The sequence below is a fragment of the Hoylesella enoeca JCM 12259 genome (assembly GCF_000613405.1).
Classification (GTDB): Bacteria; Bacteroidota; Bacteroidia; order Bacteroidales; family Bacteroidaceae; genus Prevotella; species Prevotella enoeca.
Genome location: NZ_BAIX01000037.1, coordinates 1 through 23,775 on the forward strand (window position 1 = coordinate 1; position 23,775 = coordinate 23,775).

The 23,775-nt window shown below is 47.4% G+C and carries 21 protein-coding genes and 3 pseudogenes; 12 read left to right on the forward strand and 12 right to left on the reverse strand.

The window, feature by feature from the left end; all coding sequences use genetic code 11:
* From JCM12259_RS09750 to JCM12259_RS09760, 3 genes are all read left to right on the forward strand, one after another.
* On the forward strand, positions 1–321 hold a 321-nt coding region (locus JCM12259_RS09750), incomplete at its 5' end, for a hypothetical protein (RefSeq protein WP_051559314.1).
* Positions 322–343: 22 nt separating this feature from the next.
* Positions 344–1,855: a hypothetical protein gene (locus JCM12259_RS09755; protein ID WP_025066323.1), complete on the forward strand. Its 1,512-nt coding sequence runs from the start codon at positions 344–346 to the stop codon at positions 1,853–1,855.
* 212 nt (positions 1,856–2,067) lie between these two features.
* Positions 2,068–2,481 carry an HU family DNA-binding protein gene (locus JCM12259_RS09760; RefSeq protein WP_025066324.1) on the forward strand — a complete coding sequence of 138 codons (414 nt, stop codon included), beginning with the start codon at positions 2,068–2,070 and terminating at the stop codon, positions 2,479–2,481.
* Positions 2,482–2,673: 192 nt separating this feature from the next.
* Here JCM12259_RS09760 and JCM12259_RS09765 read toward each other — a convergent pair whose 3' ends face one another.
* The 4 genes and pseudogenes from JCM12259_RS09765 to bamG form a co-directional block, all read right to left on the reverse strand.
* Entirely contained in the window at positions 2,674–4,815 is a 2,142-nt protein-coding gene (locus JCM12259_RS09765) for a peptidylprolyl isomerase (RefSeq protein WP_025066325.1), read from the reverse strand.
* 110 nt (positions 4,816–4,925) lie between these two features.
* Positions 4,926–6,198: pseudogene (locus JCM12259_RS14935) on the reverse strand (hemolysin family protein).
* On the reverse strand, positions 6,199–6,855 hold the full coding sequence (locus tag JCM12259_RS09775) for an OstA-like protein (RefSeq protein WP_025066326.1): 657 nt from the start codon (positions 6,853–6,855) through the stop codon (positions 6,199–6,201). It abuts the pseudogene before it with no gap.
* Complete coding sequence (gene bamG, locus JCM12259_RS09780; protein WP_025066327.1) at positions 6,855–8,105, reverse strand: BamG family beta-barrel-assembly machinery protein; 1,251 nt, start codon at positions 8,103–8,105, stop codon at positions 6,855–6,857. The genes JCM12259_RS09775 and bamG overlap by 1 nt, the downstream gene beginning before the upstream one ends.
* A 134-nt stretch (positions 8,106–8,239) precedes the next feature.
* Here bamG and JCM12259_RS09785 point away from each other — a divergent pair, with 134 nt between their 5' ends.
* The 5 genes and pseudogenes from JCM12259_RS09785 to JCM12259_RS14945 all read left to right on the forward strand — a co-directional run bounded on the left by JCM12259_RS09785 (position 8,240) and on the right by JCM12259_RS14945 (position 15,253).
* On the forward strand, positions 8,240–9,442 hold the full coding sequence (locus JCM12259_RS09785) for an Lnb N-terminal periplasmic domain-containing protein (protein ID WP_025066328.1): 1,203 nt from the start codon (positions 8,240–8,242) through the stop codon (positions 9,440–9,442).
* Positions 9,439–9,954, forward strand: coding sequence for an alkaline phosphatase family protein (locus tag JCM12259_RS17650; protein ID WP_309546419.1), 516 nt, complete (start codon positions 9,439–9,441; stop codon positions 9,952–9,954). Before JCM12259_RS09785 ends, JCM12259_RS17650 begins: the two co-directional genes overlap by 4 nt.
* A complete protein-coding gene (locus tag JCM12259_RS14940) occupies positions 9,926–10,840 on the forward strand; it encodes an alkaline phosphatase family protein (protein WP_309546420.1) in 915 nt (304 codons plus the stop codon). The genes JCM12259_RS17650 and JCM12259_RS14940 overlap by 29 nt, the downstream gene beginning before the upstream one ends.
* Positions 10,841–10,976: 136 nt before the next feature.
* The gene (gene secA / locus JCM12259_RS09795; protein WP_025066329.1) at positions 10,977–14,351 is read left to right on the forward strand and encodes a preprotein translocase subunit SecA; all 3,375 of its coding nucleotides are present in this window, start codon (positions 10,977–10,979) and stop codon (positions 14,349–14,351) included.
* Between the two features lie 192 nt (positions 14,352–14,543).
* Positions 14,544–15,253 (forward strand): annotated as a pseudogene (locus tag JCM12259_RS14945) (ABC transporter ATP-binding protein).
* Between the two features lie 238 nt (positions 15,254–15,491).
* Here JCM12259_RS14945 and JCM12259_RS09805 read toward each other — a convergent pair.
* The 5 genes from JCM12259_RS09805 to nusB are packed head-to-tail and all read right to left on the reverse strand — an operon-like array spanning position 15,492 to position 18,855.
* Positions 15,492–15,923, reverse strand: coding sequence for a DUF5606 family protein (locus tag JCM12259_RS09805; RefSeq protein ID WP_025066330.1), 432 nt, complete (start codon positions 15,921–15,923; stop codon positions 15,492–15,494).
* Positions 15,924–15,934: 11 nt separating this feature from the next.
* Complete coding sequence (gene coaE, locus JCM12259_RS09810; RefSeq protein ID WP_025066331.1) at positions 15,935–16,504, reverse strand: dephospho-CoA kinase; 570 nt, start codon at positions 16,502–16,504, stop codon at positions 15,935–15,937.
* Positions 16,501–17,487 carry a CdaR family protein gene (locus tag JCM12259_RS09815; protein WP_025066332.1) on the reverse strand — a complete coding sequence of 329 codons (987 nt, stop codon included), beginning with the start codon at positions 17,485–17,487 and terminating at the stop codon, positions 16,501–16,503. Before JCM12259_RS09815 ends, coaE begins: the two co-directional genes overlap by 4 nt.
* A 3-nt stretch (positions 17,488–17,490) precedes the next feature.
* Positions 17,491–17,820, reverse strand: coding sequence for a preprotein translocase subunit YajC (gene yajC, locus JCM12259_RS09820; RefSeq protein WP_025066333.1), 330 nt, complete (start codon positions 17,818–17,820; stop codon positions 17,491–17,493).
* A 9-nt stretch (positions 17,821–17,829) separates the two neighbouring features.
* Positions 17,830–18,855: a transcription antitermination factor NusB gene (gene nusB, locus JCM12259_RS09825; RefSeq protein WP_025066334.1), complete on the reverse strand. Its 1,026-nt coding sequence runs from the start codon at positions 18,853–18,855 to the stop codon at positions 17,830–17,832.
* A 278-nt stretch (positions 18,856–19,133) separates the two neighbouring features.
* On the opposite strand from nusB, the gene JCM12259_RS09835 reads away from it, so the two are divergent.
* The 4 genes and pseudogenes from JCM12259_RS09835 (at position 19,134) to JCM12259_RS14950 (ending at position 21,392) form a co-directional block, all read left to right on the forward strand.
* A complete protein-coding gene (locus tag JCM12259_RS09835; RefSeq protein ID WP_025066335.1) occupies positions 19,134–19,760 on the forward strand; it encodes a 50S ribosomal protein L25/general stress protein Ctc in 627 nt (208 codons plus the stop codon).
* 3 nt (positions 19,761–19,763) lie between these two features.
* Entirely contained in the window at positions 19,764–20,342 is a 579-nt protein-coding gene (pth, locus tag JCM12259_RS09840; RefSeq protein ID WP_025066336.1) for an aminoacyl-tRNA hydrolase, read from the forward strand.
* Positions 20,339–20,815, forward strand: a complete 477-nt coding sequence (locus tag JCM12259_RS09845) for an RNA-binding S4 domain-containing protein (protein ID WP_025066337.1) — start codon at positions 20,339–20,341, stop codon at positions 20,813–20,815. The genes pth and JCM12259_RS09845 overlap by 4 nt, the downstream gene beginning before the upstream one ends.
* A pseudogene (locus JCM12259_RS14950) lies at positions 20,812–21,392 on the forward strand (formyltransferase family protein). The gene JCM12259_RS09845 and the pseudogene JCM12259_RS14950 overlap by 4 nt, the downstream one beginning before the upstream one ends.
* A gap of 501 nt (positions 21,393–21,893) precedes the next feature.
* Here the strand turns inward: JCM12259_RS14950 and JCM12259_RS14955 are convergent.
* From JCM12259_RS14955 to JCM12259_RS09865, 3 genes are read right to left on the reverse strand one after another with little or no spacing between them, the layout of a single operon-like run.
* Positions 21,894–22,490: a hypothetical protein gene (locus tag JCM12259_RS14955; protein WP_051559320.1), complete on the reverse strand. Its 597-nt coding sequence runs from the start codon at positions 22,488–22,490 to the stop codon at positions 21,894–21,896.
* Positions 22,477–23,472 (reverse strand): hypothetical protein, encoded by a 996-nt coding sequence (locus JCM12259_RS14960; protein WP_051559324.1) that lies wholly within the window; start codon positions 23,470–23,472, stop codon positions 22,477–22,479. Before JCM12259_RS14960 ends, JCM12259_RS14955 begins: the two co-directional genes overlap by 14 nt.
* A 27-nt stretch (positions 23,473–23,499) precedes the next feature.
* A complete protein-coding gene (locus tag JCM12259_RS09865; RefSeq protein ID WP_025066339.1) occupies positions 23,500–23,712 on the reverse strand; it encodes a hypothetical protein in 213 nt (70 codons plus the stop codon).
* Positions 23,713–23,775: the final 63 nt, after the last annotated feature.

Below are 23,775 nucleotides of genomic sequence, written 5' to 3' on the forward strand. Positions count from 1 at the left end.
AATAAACAAAGGGCTTTTCGGAGTTCCCTTTGTTCTTCTTTTTGTGCCCTTTTTTCTACTCGACAAAAGGAAAATAAGCACGGTTATTTATTCAAAAACATAATGTATATGAACAAAAATTATTTAGAGAGTAGGGGCTATCATAAGCCTGTAGTTGAAGTCTGTGAGTTGCAGACAGAGAGATTATTAAATCTTAGTGGTCAACATGAAGATGCCGGACATGGCGGAACCCTTGGAAATGCCAAACCAGGATGGTTTGATGAGGAGGAAGAAGAAGCATCTCCCGAGGAAAAGGAGAATTATCAACTGTGGAAAGAATAAACAAATTTAAAGACAAGAAACAATGAAGAAAACAAAACTGATATTTGCAGCAATTCTGTTATTAACAGCAGCCTGCGCAAACGAAGACATGAGTAAAGATAATGATCAAGATAATAAAGGTCTGACTGCCTTTGTGAGTGGCGATGAACCCGCCACCCGCACATCAATGGATCGAACTGCAAGCGGCGGTGGCAAGTTCTTTTGGACAACAGACGATAACATCTGGGTAGATAATGGTGGCACACATGAGAGTAGTACATCGAGCACGATCACGGGCAAAACCGATTATGCCAAGTTCTATTTCGCCAGTACATTCACAGGCACCAGCTATCCTGTTACTTACACGGGTAAGAACAGCAGTAAGGCTGATGAAGTAACCATCGCTGCCACACAAATACAAAGTGCTCCCAATAACACAGATCATTTCGCCGTTTCAGGCGATTGCGGCACCGCAACAGCTACGGGTAGCGGCAACATGTTTGCATTTAAACTTAAACATCAAGCCGCCTACCTGTGCATCTTGCCACGCAATGAGAACACAGAGCTGGGTAAGAATCTCTATTTACAAAAGATAGTTGTAACTTCTGATAACGATATTGCTGGCACCTACACCTTGGCAAGCACCGGCCTCACACCGAAAAGTGGCGGTACCAATACCATCACACTAACCACCGGCAGTGGCAATGGCTTTTCGATGGGCAATGCAACCACAGACGCTGATAATAGTGCCTATATGGTCATCGCTCCGGGAACTCACACGCTCACGATTGATTGTTATGTGAAAGATCCTGCGACCAACGTCGGGACAACGCTCACCCAAACCGTCTCGGCCACATTTGCTGCCAACACAGTTACCGATATCACAGCCGATGTGACACCCACCCGAACCAATTATCCCGGCAACGGTTATTACATGTGGGATGCTGCAGTGGGTCAGCATTATTGGAAAGGTTACGAGTGGAATAATCCCAATACTGCACTACGCCAGCAGCCCACTGTCTACGGTATTACCAGCAGCAATTATCCTAAAAATAACACTGATAGTCGCTGGTATAGGGAGGATGCTTCCCTCCCTATTCCTGCCGCTAACCGCAGTGCCGCAGGTTGTCCCAATGCTAACGAATGTGCTTGGTACATCATGCAAGGCGATCCTCATTGGGACGGCACAACCCTTTGGGCCACCATGGGGCACTTATACACTGGCGGTATGTGGCTTAAGAAAAAGGCCAATATCTCAGGCTTCAATGATTCCAATTATAACGGCACCGATTACCGTATCACAATTAATAGTTGCGACAATTCTGTTATCACCCAGGGTAAGCCCAGCAACCTAAGCGATTATTTCTACCTCCCATGTTTGGGTTATTACCTTGGTGGCGAGTTGGCAGTTTATAGTATAGGGAGCTCCGGCACTTACTGGTCGAGTACGCCTATAACTGTGAGTACTTCGTATTTCTTTTACTTCGGTCAAGCCAACGTGTCCATGGCAGCTCAAAGTCGCGGAGCTTCATTCCCGCTGTGGAGTGCCCAGTGAGCCTTGGGATATCCCATCTTAACAAGTTATCAAGAGGAATGAAACAAACGCACGCACTAATCGAAAACAGTGCATGTACTAATTCAAAACAGTGCATGCACTGATTTGAAAGAGTGCATGCACTGATTGAAGAGAGAACATACATTCATCGCGACCAGTGCGTGCACTGATTCGGACTGGCCGCTATTATTCATCTTAAAAACACAAAAATTATGGCAAACAGACCTTTGCAGTACATCCTGAAACTGCGCAAACTGAAAATGAGAGACAAAAACAACAACGAGGAAGTGCAAATCGCCGTGGCCACAGGACGCGAGCGTGTGGATTTCCGCACACTTTGCAATGCTGTGGCGAAGAACACGACTTTCTCGCCCCAAGAAGTGGGGGCCGTGATCAACCAGGCCATTTATACGGCGCGCGATTTCGTGGCCAACGGCGACACAGTGGAGTTCGGCGATATGGGTACGCTGATTCCTTCGTTCAAGAGCAAGGCCGTGCCCAAGGGAACGAAATTCAATCCCAAGGAGCATATTCTCAAGCCGATTCTCCGTTTGGTGCTCTCGAAGAAGTATTTTGAGCTTAACGATGTGAGCTACGAACGAGTAGCGAAGCCAGCGAAGCCGTAGGCTTCGCAATGTTGAATTTTGACTGTTGAATGACGAATGGTTGCGCGCCTTGCGCGCAATGAATAATAAAAAGAATGACGGGTTGCATTAGCAACCCGTCATTTATTTATTGATCATTTGTAACTTTCTTATTGCGCGATAGCGCAATCATTCGTCATTTAACGTTCCTTCATATTCAAATACGCAAGCGCATCAGAAGAAGAGGTAGCGATTGTCCACCACGCCAGCTTTGACATAAAGCTCGTTCATGAAGTTGGCAGCATATTGCATGGCCTTTTGGCGCAGCTTCTGCTCTTGTGCCTTCTCATCAAACTTCACGGGACGCATGGTTTTGCCTGTTACTTGTACGAAATATACGCCGGCATTTCCCTTGACGGGTTGTGAGCAGAACTTGCCCTTGCCCGTGGCTGCTGCGGCTCCGCTCAATGCAGGTTCGCTGGCACCCGATGTGGCAACAAAAACCGGTGCGGCAAAGGTCACTTGATTGACTGTGCTGAGCTTGCCTCCCTTAGCTCGGGCAGCAGCGAGGCTGTTGACTCCGTTGACTTTGGCAAGTAACATTTCGGCTTTCTTGTCTTTCATCACTTCGTCTTTGACCATCGCGTTGACCTGCGGATCTTTTAGCGAGCGATAGCCTTCGGCATTGATTTTGTCAAGGATCACCACGAGAAGATGATCATTATCGCCGCATTCGTACATCGGCGACACATCACCCTCTTTGGCGTCGAAGAGCCATTTCAAGGCTTCGCGAGTGCCATGAATGCCTGCCAGATTGTGCTGCGCCGTTGTGATGTCGGCTACTGTCTGCACGGTGTATCCGCTTTTCACGGCATTCTTCACGATGTCGTCAGCCGTTTGATTGGCGCTGACGAATGAACTGAACTTGTTGTAAGCAGTCGAATAAGTGTTGCGTGAGAATTCGATATTCTTCTTGATGACTGCTGCAGTGTATTTATTGACCATTCCCTTGCGATTGAGAACCTGCACGATGATATTGCCGGAAGCAAAGGGAATGTTTCTGATTTCCTTAACGGGAAGCGTATTCAGTGTGCCAATCAAATTCTTGGAATCTTTGTCGAGCGATGGCGCAAACTGATACTGCTGCGTGGTGAGCCAAGTGGACTCGCCTGTCTGGCCATATTTCTTGGCAATGGCAGCAAAATCGGCACCACCTTGCAGAGCTGTATAAATGGAGTCTGCTGCCTTACGAGTGGCTTCCGGAGTTGATCGGGCCACTTGGATCTGGCGATATTCCACCGAATCGGGAAGCTGTTGCTTGGCCACGAGTTTGACAATATTTACCGTGTTGTCGTCTTTATTGGTAACAGGACCATAAGTCTGACCTACGGCCATGGAGTCGAGTCGGCCGGCGATGTCTGTCGGAAATGCGCTTTTAGATACGGGAATGCCCAAGTAAGGGAACAAAGAAGTGCTCTTGCGAACCACTTCGGTGGGATCGGCAGCAGCTGCGAGATCTTTGGCATAGCCGTTCATCTCTTTCTGAATCGCTGCTTGGTCTGCCTGTGAAGCAGCCACCTGAACATCGACATACTTAACACTGCGACTCTCCACATACTGACGGAAACGCGGTTTCAGTTCATCGTATTTCGCTTTCAAGTCGGCATCGCTAATCTGCACCTTGTTATCCGCAATATCGGTGTAGGGGAATGCTGCGAGCTGGATATTGCTTTCTTCGTTTTCATCTTTGAAAGTCATCTTGGCTTCTATGGGATTTGAAAGCAGGCAATGCGCCAAAAGACTTTGATATTTCTGTGCAAGCGTCTGCTGACGGAGCGTCTTCTCGATGAAAGTCCAGTATTTATAAATTCTGCTATATTGTTCAGTGAGTTGCGGATTCGTCCCCGACTGGGTTTTGTATTCGGCTAAAAACTTCTGCAACGCATTGACATCGAAACGGCGTGTCTGCTGATCAACAAAGGGAGTCTGCAAGAGCATCGGATTGGTACCGGCTTTCAGAATGTTCTGCATTTCCTCGTCTGTCACTGTCAGGCCCAAACGTTTGGCCTCGTCCTCCACGAGTTTAGACTGCACAAACGAATTCCAAACCATATCTTTCACTTGATTCATCTGGTCATCGTTCAGGTTTTCCTGCCCTTGTTGCATCTTGATCACTTCCGTGTATTCGTCTACCAGTTTCTGGAAGTCAGTGACATTAATTTTCTCTCCTAATACCTCGCCCACCTGTTGTCGCTGTTCATTACGCGTAGACTCGCACGACCGGAACAACTCTTCGGCGATAAAAGCAAACAAGGCGAATCCGATTATACCGGCCAGAATGCCGCCTTTGCTTCTGATTTTTCCTAATGCTGCCATTAATCTTTATTGTTTTATGTAATTACTTATTATTTTCATCTTTGTACAAAATGCGCACAAAAATACTAAAAAGTTAGCAAACAAAGGAACTTTTCATCCTAAATCTGCTGTCAATCATTCACTTTTAGCTTTACTAATTCAATCTTTGTCCTGGTATTCTTGATAATTCTAAACTCAAAGCGGCCCACCTTAACAATTTCGTTGAGCTTGGGAAAACTCTGATAATAATGTAATATCAGTCCACCGACAGTCATATACTCATCGCTTTCGGGCAAATCAAGATCGAACATATCATTGACTTTGTCGATTTCGAGACGTGCCGAGAGAATGAACTCGCCGTCATCTGTCCGTTTGGCCACATACTTTGCATTATCATGCTCTCTCGATCTCGCCAAATATTTCTTCGACGATGTCTTCCAATGATACAATTCCACTTGTTCCACCAAACTCATCGACCACGACTCCAAGACTCTTCTTCTGCTGCAAGAATGTCTGCATCAGCTTGGGAGCCGCCATCGTCTCTGGCACAAACGGCATCGTGCGTATGCCGTCGCGCCAATTCGCCGGATTTTTAAACATTTCCGACGAATGGATATAGCCGATAATGTGATCGATATCACCCTCATAAACGATCAATTTGGAGTTTCCGCTCTCAATGAATTTCTGTTTTAGATCTTCAATCGAGCAATCATCAGTGTCGACTGCATTGATTTCTGTGCGTGGCACCATACAGTCGCGCACCTTGGTATCGGTGAAATCCAAAGCGTTCTGAAAGATTTTCACCTCATCTTCGATATCATCTTCACTTTGGGCATTGTCTATACTCGTTTGGACGAGATAGTCTAAATCCACTTTCGTGAATGCTTCATCAGCACTTTCTTTCGACATTCTGATACCAATCAAACGCAACAGTATTCGCGATAAAGATGTTGCGAACTTGCTGATAGGCCAAAGCACCACGTAACAAACATAAGCCGGCACAGCAAAGATGGTGAGTAGTCGGTTAGGATTGCTTTTAAACAATGTCTTGGGAAGAAATTCGCCCGTGAAAAGCACAATGACTGTGGAGAGAATCGTGTCTGCCGGCACCGTGAAAGCAACATCCGCACCTCGGAATATCGTATTGTCGAAGAGCTTAGCTATCAAGATTCCGTAAATAACCAATGCTATGTTATTGCCCACCAGCATTGTGCTGACAAAGTTATTGGGGTGATGATAAAACACGGAAAGCAATCGCTGCGAAAGTCCGTCTTTCTCTTTATCCATTTCAGCCAGCATTCGGTTGCTTGTCACGAAAGCGATTTCCATTCCCGAGAAAAACGCCGAGAACACCATCGTGACAATGATTCCGATGATCAGTGATATACTTATTCCTTCTTCCATTTAATGAGTCAGAGGTGATGATATACTCTTTCGTTGTGGAGACGTGCGCATTCGCAGTATGCTCTTGGTCGAATCGGGTGCCGATTGGAGAGTGTCTCCCGAATTTTCAAAATCGCTTCGGGCAAACGAACCTTTACTATTGGACACGAAATAACGAGTCATTCGCTCGTCACTACGGAAATAAGTGCCTTGCAATTGACGATCGGGCGTCACCAAACGAGAGAAAACATTGGAGTAAAGTTCGTGTTGATTCTCATCCCAGAACAATCGTTCGCTGGTGAATCGCAGTCCGTCTTTGGTCAGAATACGCACACGACTATGGAGTTCCCATAGCTTTTGCTCTTCATAATAATAGGCCGTGTCACACTGAATATAGGATTGCACATGAAATTTTTCATCGAATTGCTCTAAGAAGAGTCCCTTATCGAAGATCCATCGAGGTGGACGGCGATTCCTATTCACTTCCCATCGTTCGGTAACGACGCGATATTTGATAACACCCGAATCCGAAATCAGTGTGTTGACGCCATAACTGATCATCATGGCAACCGAATCTCGCGGATAGATTCCGGGTGCCGTGTGAGCCCGTTGTTCCTCACATGAGGTGAAAAAAGCAACTGTCAGGATGAGCAATGAACACGAAAGCAAGTGTTTCATTAATCTACCTTCCACTTAGCAAACCATCGTTCGTTGAATGTCAGACCGATATTGATGCGAAAAGTATTCTCTTGGAGCAAGCTCTTGGAGTCCATCCGCACCCACTGCGCACTGATATTGAGAATAGAACGGTTATTAATACCGTTGATAATAGGTATTCCAAAACCCAAACTGGCACTCATTTCCTTAGGCCCTTCTGTTCCGTTAATCATCAGATAAGGTGTCACATAAGAGACACCGGCACGATAATGCACGCGCTTGAAGAAGTTGCGGGATGTCTCACCTGGACATAATTCGGCGCCCAGTGTCAATTTGTGACGATCCTTGAATTGTCCGGTTACGGCCGAATATTGTGGTGTATTGTTCACAACACGATACAAAGGATAGACCACATCAGCCCATTTTTGCAGGTTATAATCCACGCCCACTTTCCATTGACGCTTGTGATCCCATGCAAGTCCTGCGCTATAAGACGTCGGGAGTTCAAGAGCGTTATCGGCTGTGTAAGCATTCGAGTAAGAGACTTGGGTCTGCGGATTAGTCGAAACGATCTCACACTTTGGGTTGGCATTGAGTTTATGACCTAAGCCGTAAGTTAAACCGAGTGTCAACTGGTCGCTTTTAGACAGCCGTGCAACATATTGCAAGCCGAAATCCAATTTATAATTATGTACGTTTGCCGTATAAACCCGCGACAAAGTGTTGACATAAGAATCGCTGTAAGTATTGAGAACAGAGCGCGTATAGTTGCCCCACAGATACGAAGCATTGGCTCCAACGGACAATCCTTTGATCAGTTCCCAGCCAAAACCTACATAAACCTGATGCAATCCACCATTTCCCGAGTATGAAATCGTGGAAGTGGTGCTGCTGTTCGGGCTCACACGTTGCGTGTTTTCATACCGATACCCCACATTCGTGTAAGGAATCAAACCGAAACTGACACCGAAGCGCTTGAAAGCACGGAATCCGGCGACAGCGTATTCGAAGTCTGCATTCTTGGCATTCACCTTTTTTCCGCCTTCCTGAAAGTTCGTGATCTGTCCCGAGAGACCAGCATCGAAAATGAATGAAAGGGAATCTATGGAAGAGTAAGATGCCGGGTTGAGAAAATTCACTTGGTTATGCTCACGAAAACCAAGCCCCAATCCGTTCATCCCACGATTGAATCCGCTCGTCTGATCAGCCAGTACGCCCAATCCATACATGCTATATGGCGAATTAGTACCGCTTTGAGCCATCGCGGTCATTGACATGGTTACCAGCAAAGAGGCGAAAAAAAGTTCTCTTCATGTACGCTTATGTTTCAGTTTTGGATGCAAAAATATCGAAAAAAAACGAAATGAGGGAACTCCAAGTTAGATTTATAAGTTATTTTTGCATCATGAAACGTTTCAACGATATATTAAGGTTCGCGTTACCGCTTATTTTTCTGTTATTAACAGATAACGGTCGAGCACAATCTCAAATACCTTTTTCTACGAGTACAGACTCTGTCAGCGTCAGTCTGCTCACATGTGGACCGGGAAACGAAGTGTACAATCTCTTCGGGCATACAGCCATCAGATACCAAGATCGAAATCGTGGAGAAGATCTCGTTATCAACTATGGAATGTTCTCATTCAAGAAATCTTTCTTTGTCTTGCGCTTCGTTTTCGGTCTCACCGATTATGAAATGAGCATCGAATCTTTTGATGATTTCTTTGCACAATACAGTAACGAGGGGCGCAGCATCATCCAACAAGAACTGGATCTGACCGCAAAAGAGAAATTGCAAATAGCTCGGGCTATCGATGAGAATTACCTGCCCGAAAATAGAGTTTACAGATATAATTATTTCTATGACAATTGCACAACACGTGCAAGAGATATACTCATCCGCCATATTGACGGAAATGTGTCGTCAGCCAACCGACAAACAACAGCTCCAAGCTATCGTGAGATGGTGCACCAATGCGATAAAGACTTCCCGTGGGCTATGTTCGGAAACGACATATTGCTTGGAGTGAAAGCCGATTGCAAGACCACTACTGAGCAACAAGAGTTCTTGCCAGACAATTTGAGACGTGATTTCGACCACGCATATATCACTGCTCCCGACGGATCGACACGCAAATTAGTAACCCGAACAGAGATATTGCTCAGGCAACAGACCTTACCTCGAAAATCAGGTTTTCCTCTTCGTCCCATTGAGTGTTCGTTGATCCTATTTTCATTAACGGTTATATGCCTTGCAATTGAGCGTTTCTTGCACTGCAATTTATGGCTTTTCGACGCCTCATTAATGGTTAGTTGCGGACTGGCCGGGCTTATCCTTACTGCAATGGTGTTCTCACAGCATCCCACAGTGAGCCTGAACCTGCAAATCTTAGTGCTTAATCCACTACCGCTTATCTTCATTTGGCCAGCCGTCAAAGCTTTGCGCACAAAACAACAATACTGGCTTTTCCCCACGATGACAATCCTGACTTTACTCTTCTTTATTGGTAACATCATCCAAGATTATGCCGAAGGAATGAATATTGTGGCACTATCTTTGCTTATCAGATATACATCGGCCCTACGATTGACAACTCAAAAGAAATGAACAGATATATAACGGCTCTGCTGGTAGTGCTGACTGCCACGACGAATGCACAACTGCTGCAACCTGCTCCGAGACTCGTGGTCAACATTACGATCGACCAACTGCGCTCGGATTACATTGAGACATTTGCCCCGATGTATACTTCCAGCGGTCTGCGAAAACTGTTACAGCAAGGGCGCGTATATGACGGAGCCGACTTTCCGTTTGCTCCGGTAGACGAAGCATCGGCTATCGCTTCGATCGCTACGGGTACAACACCATATTATAATGGTATCGTGGCAACACAATGGCTCGATCGCAGCACGCTCAGACCAGTGTTTTGCACAGACGATCAAAAATATACGACTTCGCCGTCAAGACTGTCCACCTCTACGATCGGCGATGAAATGAAGGTTTCCAGCAATGGAACAGCCTCATCTATGCCATCGCTCCCGATAAAGTGGCAGCCGTTTTCTCGGCCGGACATGCCGCAGACGGAGCGCTGTGGATCGACAACAAAGGCAGCGGATTAGAGACTTCGACTTACTATTCGGACAAAACGCGCAATTGGGTAGCTGCTTTCAACAAAGTGAACAGCCAACAGCTGTCCACGATCTCGGCCCGAAACGCTTCATTATCAAGGCTGCCAAAGCCTGTCTTAAAGACAATGCGCTGGGCAAAGACGAGACAACCGACTTATTGTCAGTGACATTGTCGGCCAAGCCTGTGGCCGGATCCAATCCCAAGACAGCCGCAGAGAGCGCTTATCTGCAATTAGACAAACTGCTCTCCGACCTGATTACCGACATCGAAACCACCGTGGGAAAGAATCGAGTGCTGTTTGTTGTCACGAATTCGGGTTATCATGAGGAGCCCAACATCGATTATGCCAAATACCGCATACCCACAGGCACATTCTATATCAACCGCACAGCCAAACTGCTCAACATCTATCTCGGTGCCATTTACGGTCAGGGACGTTACGTGGAGACGTGTTTCCACAACGAAGTTTATCTCAATCGCAATCTCATCGAGCAGAAACGGCTCAACCTCAGCGATGTGTTGAGTCGCAGCCAAGACTTTCTGATTCAGAATGCAGGTGTGAGCGACGTTTTCACCAGCGAACGATTGTTGGCCAACGGCAATGACATCACCAAACTTCGCAATGGTTATAACGCTTCCATTAGCGGCGATATTCTCATCGAAGTGGCACCGGGCTGGAAACTTCTCAACGAAGACAATCAAGAGAATTATGTTTCGCGGTCGAGCTTAATACCATTTCCCATCATCTTTTATGGGGCGGGTATCAAGCCACGACGCATCGCTACACCTGTCACCGTAGACCAAATTGCGCCTACGATAGCACGCACCATTCACATCAGAGCACCCAATGCTTGCAAAGCCGAGCCTCTACCCTGAAATTCAAGAGGTTCTGCAAATTACAAAAGAGATGTAATTTGCCTTAAAATCAAAATTTATTCGTAATTTTGCGCCGATTATTTGAACAGATCAAATACAGTCGGGCATTTTTCAGAAACTCATAAAACAAGATATAATGAATTTAAGTAAGATTTTGCAGTCGTTGTTCGGCAACAAATCATCAAGGGATATGAAACTCATTCAACCGCTTGTTGAGAAAGTGAAAGCGGTGTATCCAGAGATTCAGTCACTGAGTAACGACGCGCTCCGCGCTAAGACCAATGAGATCAAAAAATACGTCCAAGATTCTGCAAAAGAACAGAAACAACAGATCGAAGAGTTGAAATCGAAAATCGAAGATACGCCCATTGATGAGCGCGAAGAGATTTTCAACCAAATCGACAAACTCGAAAAAGAAGCCTTGGAAGTGTATGAGAAATCCTTGAATGAGGTCATGCCCGTTGCTTTTAGCATCGTCAAAGATACTGCCCGCAGGTTTGCAGAGAATGAAGAAACCGTTGTTACTGCTACGGATTTCGATCGTGAACTGGCGGGGAATCCTGCAAACGATTTTATCACCATCGACGGCGATAAAGCGATTTATCACAATCATTGGACCGCCGGAGGCAATGATCTCAAATGGGAGATGGTCCATTACGACGTGCAAATCTTCGGAGGAATCGCTCTCCATCAAGGAAAGATTGCCGAGATGGCCACTGGTGAGGGTAAAACTTTGGTGGCAACGCTCCCCGTTTTCCTCAATGCCCTGACAGGAAACGGCGTTCATGTCGTGACCGTCAACGACTATTTGGCCAAGCGTGACTCTGAATGGATGGGGCCACTGTATATGTTCAACGGTCTGTCCGTGGACTGTATCGATAAGCATCAGCCCAATTCGCCTGAACGTCGAAAAGCTTATCTGGCCGACATTACATTCGGAACAAACAATGAATTCGGTTTCGACTATCTGCGCGACAATATGGCCATCTCGCCTGCCGACCTCGTACAACGCACGCATAATTATGCCATTGTGGATGAGGTAGACTCTGTTTTGATCGACGATGCACGCACACCGCTCATCATCTCTGGTCCTGTTCCCAAAGGAGACGACCAAATGTTTGAGGAGTATCAACCGTTAGTGGAGCGCTTGGTCGACGTACAACGTAAGTTAGCGACGCAATTCTTGGCCGAAGCCCGAACCAAAATCGCCGAAGGACAAGAGAAAAAAGACCAGAAACTGACAGATGAAGGTTTCCTCTCTCTGTATAGATCATACAAGTGTCTGCCCAAAAACAAGCCGCTGATCAAATTTCTCTCCGAAGAAGGAATTAAGTCCGGAATGCTGAAAACGGAAGAAGTCTATATGGAGAACAACAACCGTCGCATGCCCGAGGCTGTCGAACCACTTTATTTTGTGGTAGACGAGAAATTGAATAGCTGTGATCTCACCGACAAAGGTACCGATTGGTTGGCCAATCAGGTGCAAGACCGCGATCTTTTTGTGCTTCCTGACATCACATCGCAACTCTCGGCATTGGAAGCCGACACAACAATTGACGCGCAGACCAAGTTGGACAAGAAAGACGAGATGCTCAATCATTATGCCGTTCAGAGCGAACGCGTACACACTTTGCAGCAATTGCTGAAAGCCTACACGATGTTCAACAAAGACGACGAATATGTGGTGATGGACGGCGAAGTGAAAATTGTCGACGAACAAACGGGCCGTATCATGGAAGGACGCCGTTGGAGTGACGGACTCCATCAGGCTATCGAAGCCAAAGAACATGTCAAAGTAGAAGCTGCCACACAGACTTTTGCTACCATTACGCTGCAAAACTACTTCCGTATGTATCACAAACTGGCGGGTATGACGGGTACGGCATCCACCGAAGCTGGTGAATTCTGGGATATCTATAAATTGGACGTCGTAGAAATTCCCACCAACAAACCGATCCAGCGAAATGATATGGACGACCGCGTCTATAAGACAGCACGTGGAAAATATGCAGCCGTAATCGACGAAATCATTGAAATGCGCAATCAAGGACGTCCCTGCCTGGTAGGTACGACGTCTGTCGAAATCTCAGAGTTGCTGTCACGCATGCTGAAACTGCGCAACATTCCTCACAATGTACTCAATGCCAAGCTCCATCAGCAAGAAGCGAATATCGTGGCAGAGGCAGGTCGAAGCACGCTCGGTAAATGCACCATTACCGATGAGGACGGTAACACACACGAAGAAGAGCGTATGCTGGGAGCCGTAACCATTGCGACGAACATGGCCGGACGTGGTACCGACATCAAGCTCACGCCCGAAGTCAAAGCTGCCGGCGGTTTGGCTATCATCGGTACGGAGCGACACGAGAGCCGTCGTGTGGATCGTCAGCTGCGTGGACGTGCCGGACGACAAGGCGACCCCGGCTCCTCCGTCTTCTACGTTTCACTGGAAGACAAGCTCATGCGTCTCTTCGCATCCGAGCGCATCGCCAGTGTGATGGATCGACTCGGGCTCAAAGAAAACGAACGAATCGAGAGTCCGCTGATTTCTCGAAGCATCGAGCGAGCACAGAAGAAAGTAGAAGAAAACAACTTCGGCATCCGTAAGCATCTCTTGGAATACGACGACGTGATGAACAAGCAGCGCACCGTGATCTACGAGAAACGCCGCCACGCATTGATGGGCGAACGAATCGGAATGGACATCACCAATATCATTTGGGACCGAGTGGTCAACATCATCGAGTCGAACGACTTTGAAGGTTGCAAAGAAGACTTCCTCAAAGTCCTGGCCATGGAATGTCCTTTCGATGAAAACGAGTTTATCAACGGCAACCGACAAGAACTCGAAGAGCGCACATTCCAAGAAGCAATGGCCACCTTCAAGCGCAAGACCGACCGTATACAAAGCGTCGCCTACCCCATCATCAAACAAGTGGAGGAAAACGAAGGCAGCAAATACGAGCGCATCATGGTCCCCATCACTGACGGAAGACAGGTCTTCAACATCCCCTGCCATCTGAAAGAGGCCTACGACAGCGAAGCCAAATCTGTGGTCAAACAGTTTGAAAAAGTGATCATGCTCCACATTATCGACGACTGCTGGAAAGAAAACCTGAGACAACTTGACGAGCTTCGCCACAGTGTCCAAAACGCATCTTACGAGCAGAAAGATCCCCTGCTCATCTTCAAACTCGAAAGCGTGAAACTCTTCGATTCAATGGTCAACGACATGAACAATCGCATCTCCGGCATATTGATGCGCGGGCAAATCCCCGACTTGCAACAAGAAGTGCAAGAGGCAGCACCCGAAGTGCGCAGCCAGCGTTACACCGAGCAGAAAGACAATCTCAGCGATCCGGCTCAGCAAGCAGCTGCCCACCAAGACACGCGCGAAAATGTGCGGCAAAACCACACGCCTTATATCAAAGACAAGATGCCTCGCCCCAACGATCCCTGTCCTTGCGGCAGCGGTAAAAAGTTTAAGAACTGTCACGGCAGAGGAATTTAGTGGAGTGAACGAGTAAACAAGTGCTCTTGTTTACTCGTTCACTTTTCTACTCATCCGAGGCCTCGGATTGACGAAAAATTTGCCGGACAGCGTTTCCGAGGCCTCGGATGAGCAGAAAAATCACCAGGCAACGTTTCCAAGCCCTTGGATGAGCCATCACTCATCAAATTCTAATCAAAAATTCATTTTCACATGCCCATTCAAATCAACAACCTCAAAAAAGCATTCGGTGAAAACATTGCAGTGGATATTCCCGAACTGCAAATCCTTTCCGGAGAGATCTTAGGTCTTGTGGGTAACAACGGGGCAGGAAAAACCACCCTGTTCCGTCTCATCCTCGACCTCCTCAAAGCCGACGAAGGCACAGTCACCATCGATGGGATCAATCCCGCGATCTCCGAAGATTGGAAGCAAACTACGGGTGCCTACATCGACGAAAGTTTTCTCATCGACTTCCTCACACCCGAAGAATATTTCGAATTCATTGGCAAAGTCTGCGCCATGGACAAGACGCTCATCACTGAGCGCATCCAAGAGTTCGCCTTGCTGATGAGCGGCGAAATCCTGGGGCATAGGAAGTTGATCCGCGACTTCTCCGCAGGCAATAAACAAAAAATCGGCATCATTGCCGCCCTCTTCAATCACCCCAAAACAGTGATCCTCGACGAACCGTTCAACTTCTTAGATCCATCGACCAGAACATCCTCAAGCGTCTCCTCATCGACTACAATCGTGCCACCGGAGCCACCATCCTGATTTCAAGTCACAACCTGCAACACACCGTTGACATCAGCACCCGCATCACGCTCATGGAGCACGGGCACATTCTGAAAGATCTCACCAACACAGACGGAGCTGCCGGCCAAGCGCTCGAAGACTACTTCCTCAGCCCCCTCAATTAGGATGATATTCGAGACCTATCCTTTTATATCCGGCCTATTGCTTTTCTTAGGATCTGACACCTCCCTTACCACACGGGGAGCTTGATATAAGGGATGGAGGAGAACTCGTATAGGACTCACCTTCCCCCATAGGGAATCATCAAGGAATCCCTATAAAAGAAAGGACAAAAAACAACAGCGGATTACCTCTCTCGATGGTAATCCGCTGCCGTTTGAATACAAAAGCAAACAAATGCGCTTAGTCCTTCTTCTCTTCGTCGTTTTCGGCCGGTGCCAAGGCAGCTTGAAAGTCGGTGATACCGCATTTCACAAGAATGTTATACCACTGGATGAGCTTCTTGATATCGCTGTCGTGCACACGATCTCGATCATAGGCAGGGAGCACTTCGGCGAAATAATCACGCAGTTCGCCGCTGGTGCACTTCTTATAATTGAGCGCACTTTGCTTGCCTTGTTCCTTTTCGCCCACGCTTTTCAGCACCTGCCACAGAGGGATGTCCTCGTCGTCGGTATAGATGGCGATGTCTCCGAGACTGGTCACGCGGTCACTCGCAAAGGCGGGCAACCTGCGATGCGTTTCATCAAGCGCTTCGACAATCAAATTAGCTTTTCCGCGTGAGACCAGTTTATACAAACCGGGCTTCCCGGCAATTGAAAGAATTGTTTCCATACTTGTTCTTACTATTTTGGTATATTCAGTTGATTTATTAGTCGATCGATAGCAGCTCCGAGATCGCTCGAGCCATCGTTTTGGATAATGAAATCGCTATGCTCTATCATCTTTTCCTGGGGCCATTGGGCATTGATCCAAGCCAAAGCGCGTGAGCGCGAAATTCCATCGCGGGCCATGATACGAGTGATTCGCACGTCCAAAGGAGCCGAGATACAGACAATCAGATCGAAATGTATTCGAAGATAGAAGCCACTGTCAAACAGGATAGCACTCTCGAGCCAATCTTTGCCCGACTGTTCGAAATCCCTCGCCACAGCGGGGTGAATCAGATCGTTGACTGCCTGCTTGTTCCTCTCACTGGCCAGCAGAAACTTGGATAAGACACCTTTCTGCAACACCTTATCTCTATATACATCTGCGCCAACCAAGCGAATCAATTCCTGTTGCAGGTGTCGGGACGTGCGCAACAATCGTTTGGCTGCTTCGTCGCAATCATAAACGCTAAATCCCCGACGTGCAAGCTCTTTGCAGACATACGACTTGCCGCTTCCAATTCCCCCCGTAATAGCTATTCTCATTGTTGTTCGACAAGATAATCCACTTCGGTAATATCGAGACGAGGTTTGGTTACACCGTGCGGAAATGCGCGCAAATAAAGCGTACACTTGTCGGAAGGATTTTCGATGATGTCACGATAGTCAACCACAACTCGGAAATCGGTCGGATTGATCGACCGAAATAGGCTGGCTCCCACCACAAAATTCACTTTCACCCGCGAGGGAAACATCCGCAACACTTTACCAGCCGGTACATTCACGGCACTGATCGGCACCTCCAAACTCTCTTCGGTGAGGATCTCGGGATAGAGCGTGACACGCACCTCAGACGGGACAAACTTCACACCGCGTATTCGACGCAATGTGACACGCGTAACAACAGTGTCTTGAAAGTTCTTGATTTCAAGAAAATCGGTATAGGCAACGCTGATTTTATCCAATTCTGAGCGACTCGCATAAACCGTCACCGAGTCGGGACTGAATGTCGCGTGGGCCAAATAATAACTGTCACCTGGCTTGATCCTCCCAGACAATCGCACTGGCACGCGCTTGGATCGACCAAAATTAAAATAGAATTGCAAACCATCCGTCTTCACCGAAGTAATCTTCGACGAGCCATACAACTGTTGAGTAATAAGTTTTTGAATGTCGGTCGGAGGCACAAAACCATGTCCTGCATTACGATTGGCATACGTTGAGAAGTTGATATATATCGGACGCAACCGATGACTGGTCTCGTAAGCCAACAACGTGAATCCTTTATCACGGACGACTACGCGCACGGAGTCGTCGAGATCGCCCGTCATAACAATATTTTTAGGTACATTCATCATCCGAACAGGCACAAAGAGTTCGCGTTCATAGGTCTCGTTGAGCGTCATGATCAACCAAAACACACCGCTGAGAGCTAAGAAAAACAAAAAAATCAGAAACTCTTTGTTCGTCGAACTAAACAAAAAGTTCCTGACAGTCTTACTGATTTGCGCGATCTTCGGCCTATTCATCGATTATGCTTTTGCACCGGATGCCTGCGAAGAAGTGGCATCCGCAAAGATATAGGATCGATCTACACTGATGATCACACCACGAGCGATTTCCACATCAACGAGATTTGCAGTGAAGTCTATACGCTTGATGGTTCCGTAAATTCCGCCGCCGGTGATCACTTTTGATCCTTCCTGCAATGCATTTTGAAACGCACGGATCTCCTTTTGCTTCTTTTGTTGGGGGCGAATCATAAAAAACCACATAATTGCGAAAATCGCAATCATCATGATTAAGAATCCCATAGAGCCACCGCCCTGTGCTGCCTGTGCAGCTAATAACATTTCGTTCATTATTAAAATTTATTGATTTGTTTCTTCTTTATTATCATTCTCTTCTGTCTCTTTCTTGTTCTCGACTGGCTTCTTCGAATCCACGGATGCTTTCTTGGGTTTAGGCGTATCCATAACTTTCATCAATTTGCCGGTCTGAATCAGATGCCGCGCAATCGAGTCGAGCATCCCATTGATATAACCGCCACTCTTGTGCGTGCTGTAAAGTTTCGCTAAGTCCACATATTCATTGATGGTCACAGAGACAGGAATATTGGGGAACGTCATCATCTCGGCAATCGCGATCTGCATAATGACCACATCCATATAAGCCAAACGTGAGAAATCCCAATTGCGCGATGTCTCGCTCATATAGTGCTGGTAAGTATCGGCATTGAGAATCGTAGCCCGAAACAATTTGCGAGCAAAATCCTTGTCCTCTTCATCCTTATATTCGGGCAAGAGTTCTTGCTTTGCTTTATTTTTCGGATCAAATCGCTTGATGGTCTTCAAGACAAAAGTATCGACCACTTCTTTATCGTCATTCCAATAGAGACTCTTCTCTTCAAGCAAAGTGTCGAGGTCTTCGTTTTCCTGGATCAGCTGCTTATAGAGTTTGCGCCACACTTCGCGGTCGGCTTCATAAGAGTCTTCCGTGTCGGCCATATAGTTTTCATAAGTTTCGCTTTGCTCAATTTGGGCATAAAGTTTACGCACAAATTCAGCATTGTCATCCCACATCTGTTTCTGCTCTTCGATAAAACCATTAAGCATCTTATTCTCTTCGAGCTGGACGGCAAATTTGTTATAAGCGAATTTCTGCGATGGCAATTCCGTACCTTCACGTTGTGCACGCGCCGTCGCAACTTCAATGTGCTTGCGGGCTACACGCGTCACCGCTACGATTAAGTCTAAAAGATAATTATAAAGATCGTAAGCCTTTGATAAACTGAAAAGCAATTCTTTCTCAGCATTATCCATATTTCTGTTGCCGTTTTGATAGTATGCGTAGGTTAACTGAACTATCTTGATTCTGATTAATTCCCTGTTGATCATTACTCTTTAACTTAACGCGATTTGTGTTTTGTTGTAATTACAACGCAAAAATATAGCTTTTTCTATTTACATGCAAGAAAAGCCAAAAGAAATCTGCCTTTTTTTAGAGAAACTTTGCACATCTCACGGAAAAGGTGTAACTTTGCATCGCTTTTTTGAGCACATCTATATGAAAGTGATTACAGAGGGAACAAGCGTTCCTATCGGCTAATCCCAGGAATCGTGTGATGGCGAATTAAGGCAAGAATGATTAACAACTTAATTTAGAGTAACACAGTATGAAAGAAATTAATGTATCAGGTCAGAAGCGTACAGACCTCGGAAAGAAAGCGTCAAAGACATTGAGAAAAGAAGGTTTCGTGCCCTGTAACCTTTATGGCGAGGCAAAAGAAGATGGCAAACCCGTGGCATTGGCATTTACTTCGTCGATGAGCGAGCTTCGCAAGATAGTTTACACACCCCACATTTATGTTATCAATCTCATCATCGACGGCGAAAGCCACACTGCGATTCTGAAAGAACTGCAATTCCATCCCGTTACAGACGCACTGCTGCACGTAGACTTCTATGAGGTGAACGACCAAAAGCCCATCACAATCGGTGTTCCCGTGAAGTTGGTAGGACTTGCACAAGGTGTGCGCGATGGTGGACGCATGAATCTTTCCATCCGTAAGATCAACGTAACAGCACCTTATCAGCAAATTCCCGAGCATCTCGACATCGATGTGAAAGCATTGGAGATTGGTAAGAGTATCAAGGTAGGAGACCTGAGTTATGAGGGAATAGAATTGACCACAAGCAAAGATGTTGTTGTCTGCTCCATCAAGATGACCCGTGCTGCATCTATGGCTACGGCAACCGAGACCACAGAAGAGCCGGCAGAAGAGCCTGCTGCTGAATCATAAGTAATGGAAAAATATTTGATCGTTGGTTTGGGTAATCCCGGAGACGAATATTCGAATACCCGCCACAACACTGGATTTATGATATTGGATGCCTTTGCAAAGGCATCCAATGTTGTTTTTGAAGACAAACGTTATGGATTCATCGGCGAAACATCGCTCAAAGGGCGAAGAATCTTCCTGTTAAAACCCACAACCTTTATGAACCTCAGCGGGAATGCTGTGCGCTATTGGCTCACCAAAGAAAATATCGACCAAAGCCATCTGCTCGTCATCGTCGACGATCTTGCCCTTCCCCTCGGTGCACTACGACTGAAAGCTGCCGGCAGCAACGGCGGGCACAACGGTTTGGGACACATCCAACAACTCATCGGACAGCAATATGCCCGACTCCGAGTGGGAATCGGCAACGAATTTCCTCGCGGCCGACAAATCGACTGGGTGCTGGGAAAATATGACGAAGAAGACATGAAAACCTTACAGCCCAGCATCGACACAGCCATCGAAATCATCAAGAGTTTTGTATTGGCCGGTATCGACACCACAATGAATCTGTTTAATCGGCATCCCCTCCAAAAATCATGACAAACAATAAAAACAATCCATCCAAGACAGCCTCATCCTCATGGGAAGACACCCAAGGAAGCGCCCGCATCGACAAATGGCTATGGGCCGCCCGCATCTTCAAAACACGAGCCATCGCAGCCGATGCCTGCAAAAACGGACGAGTAACCCAAAACGGCATATCCATGAAACCCAGTCACATCATCAAAACCGGCGAAACCATCAATGTACGCAAACCACCCGTCACTTATTCCTTCAAAGTATTAAAACCGATCGAACAGCGAGTCGGTGCCAAACTCATTCCCGACATTTACGAGAATGTCACCGATCCCAAGCAATACGAATTATTAGAAATGAATCGCATCAGCGGATTTATCGACCGAGCACGAGGCACCGGGCGCCCAACTAAAAAAGAGCGGCGCTCACTCGACGCCTTTGCCGGCCCCATCACCTTCGGCTTCGATGACGATGACAATTGGGAGGACGAACCATGATCAATGTAGCCATCTTCGTTTCAGGCAGCGGAACCAATTGCGAAAACATCATCCGCCATTTTGCCAACCACCCACACGTGAAAATCGCACTCGTCCTGAGCAACCGAATCGACGCCTATGCACTCACACGGGCAAAAAATCTCGGCATACCGAGCACCGTGATGACCCGCAACCACCTCAACGACGAACCCCAAATGATGGCGCTCATGCAAGCTATCACATCGACTTCATCGTGCTGGCAGGCTTTCTGCAAATGATTCCCAACTTTCTCATTCGCGCCTACGACCATCGCATGCTCAACCTCCACCCCGCCTTACTGCCCAAGTTCGGCGGAAAAGGAATGTATGGGCACCATGTGCACGAAGCCGTGAAACGAGCACAAGAGACCGAGACAGGAATGACTGTGCATTGGGTAAGTCCCATTTGCGACGGAGGCGAAATCATCGCACAGTTTCACACCCCCTCACCCCCGCCGATACCCCCGACGACATTGCCGCCAAAGAGCATATCCTGGAACAAGACTATTTCCCCCTCGTCATCGAGAAAGTGCTCTCACATTTATAAAATCAACAGTTAGACTCCCCACCCAATAATTGCAAATCGTAGGGGTACGACGGATAAAAGACAGCGAAAGCTGCCCGTCGTACCCCTACGAAGATCTCCTTTTGCTATTTTTTGTCGATCGTACCCCTACGACGAGCTGTTTTTCTCATTTTCTGCTTATCGTAGGGGTACGAAAGTCTCCTTTCACCATTTTCCATCGATTGTACCCCTACGCCGAGCTGTTCCTTCTCGTTTTCGATCGTCGTAGGGGTACGATGACTTATTTTTGCTGTTTTTTGCCCGTCGGCCATGGCCGAAACGCCATTTTTTCGATTTTTTGCTCGTCGGCCGTGGCCGAAACGCCGTTTTTACTATTTTGGGGTTGTCGACCCGGGCCGAAACACAGTTTTCACTGTTTTTTGCTCGTCGGCCCAGGCCGAAACACAGTTTTTGTCTTTTTCTGCGCGTCGGCCGCGGCCGAAACGCTGTTTTGTCTCATTTTCCGAGCTTCGGAACTCCCCCACAGACTACTTAATTATTGGACAGTCCACAGTCGGAAAGCGGCTTCACGACCGTTGTCGCTCACAGACGCGCCATTGCTACTATCAAAGAACAAGCAGTTTGCACTGTGTACATACCCGGTAGGTGAACTCGTCCAGTAGAAGCCTTCACTGCCCACACCGCTTAGAAAACCGTTGTAATAGGTGCCAAGCGCGGGGAGATAGAAATAATCATTCAGATTGCTGGGCTTGCCGGGAGTGCTATTGTTGGCGAAGAAAAAACCACTTGTGGTACGGTAATCAGTACCGTTATAGTTGGAAGCAGTAAAGCCTGAAATGTTGTCCTTTTTCTTAAACCACATGCCGGCCTTGTAGAGGTGTCCCATCGTGGCCCAGAGTGTTTGCTCATCCCAGTGAGGATCGCCTTGCATGGTATACCAAATACATTCGTTCACGTTGGGGCAATTCTGACAGCTGTGATTAGCAGCAGGAGCCGGGAGTGAAGTGTCCTCTCTCCACCAGCGAGGATCAGTGTTATCTTGAGCATAGGCACTAGCCACTGTTGAATTATTGACCGTAGGTTGGTCTTGACCTGCCACATAACCGGATTTATCCCACTCATGCCGGCCCAATACTGTTGTTGGGCATCCCACGAGTAATACTCGTTGCGTGGTAGACGGTAATATTCAAGTCCTGAGAGACTTTTTTGTTTCGTCCTTTGGTGCACGTGACGGTACCCGGATATTGCTTGGTGATTGTTGTACCCACGTTTGTTATGGGATCATGCAGGGTGTATTCCACGGTGAAGTGGGTGTAGACGCCCGGGGCGATCACCATCGTGGCAGCGTTGGTCTCCTTGGTGGCTGCAGCGGGAATGGAGAAGCCGCTCACGGTCAACTCAATGTTTTGCGTGGTGGGGCCTGCGATGGGACGGGTTCCGGTATCGATACCCGCATCGTTGAAATCGAACTGGCCGCAAATGGCTTGGTCGGCGCTGACTTTGATCTTTTGGAGTACGCCGATCAGTTTTCCTTGCGCATTGTAAGGCATAAAGGTGAGATACGACGCCTCATGGTCGAGCGTGAAGTGGTATTGGGTGTCTCCTGCGGGCTTCGTGGCCGTAGCTATGCCGCAGTCGCCGTCCTCACCGATGTGACTCGCGTCATTAGGGATGGTTTGCGCCTGTGCGGCTTTGATGGTCACTTTATCGCCGTCGGCATTGCCCTTGCCCGTGTAGCGCACGGGATAGCTCGATGCCGTGAAGGTGCCGCTGAACCAGAATCTGGCTTTGGCTGCCCGTTGTACGGCAGAGGCATTTGCAGGATTATTGACGAGCACCGAGCTAATATTGTTGCTGGCATCTTGTGTCAACGTGCCGTTGTTGACCCATAGGCGGTCATTGGCCGTCCAAAAGAACTTCAAGCCCGAGCCGTCGTATTCGGCCGTGGTGCGGGTTGCATTGTCTTCTTCTACGACAAAGCCGGTGAGGCCCTCGGTGCCCGGCTCTTTGTCGTTATTTGTTGTGTCGTCGTTGGCGCAGCCGACAAACGTGAGTAGGCCGGCGAAAGCGAGCAGTGATAAAATGTTTGTCTTCATGTTCATGTAATCTTTCATTTCTGTTTTTACTAAATTAATAACTCTCTAATCCCAAAGGGTTCTCTCGGAGCTGAGGGTTTCCTCGTCTTCGTCAAACCAACCTTGCTTGGCGCTCAGATCGTCGCCGTCGTCGCCGGCCTTGTTGTGTCCGCCGCTGTTGGGGAACGAGGTGTCCATCAATTCGCTGTGAGGTTCCAAACGGATGGCCTCAACTGCGGGCTTCGCATAAGCCCATCTCTCTAATTGTTTTTGTTTCATAATCGCTATGTTTTGAGTGAATAATTCGTGAAGTTTTCCCCCTTGCTCGGTTGGCAAAAGGGT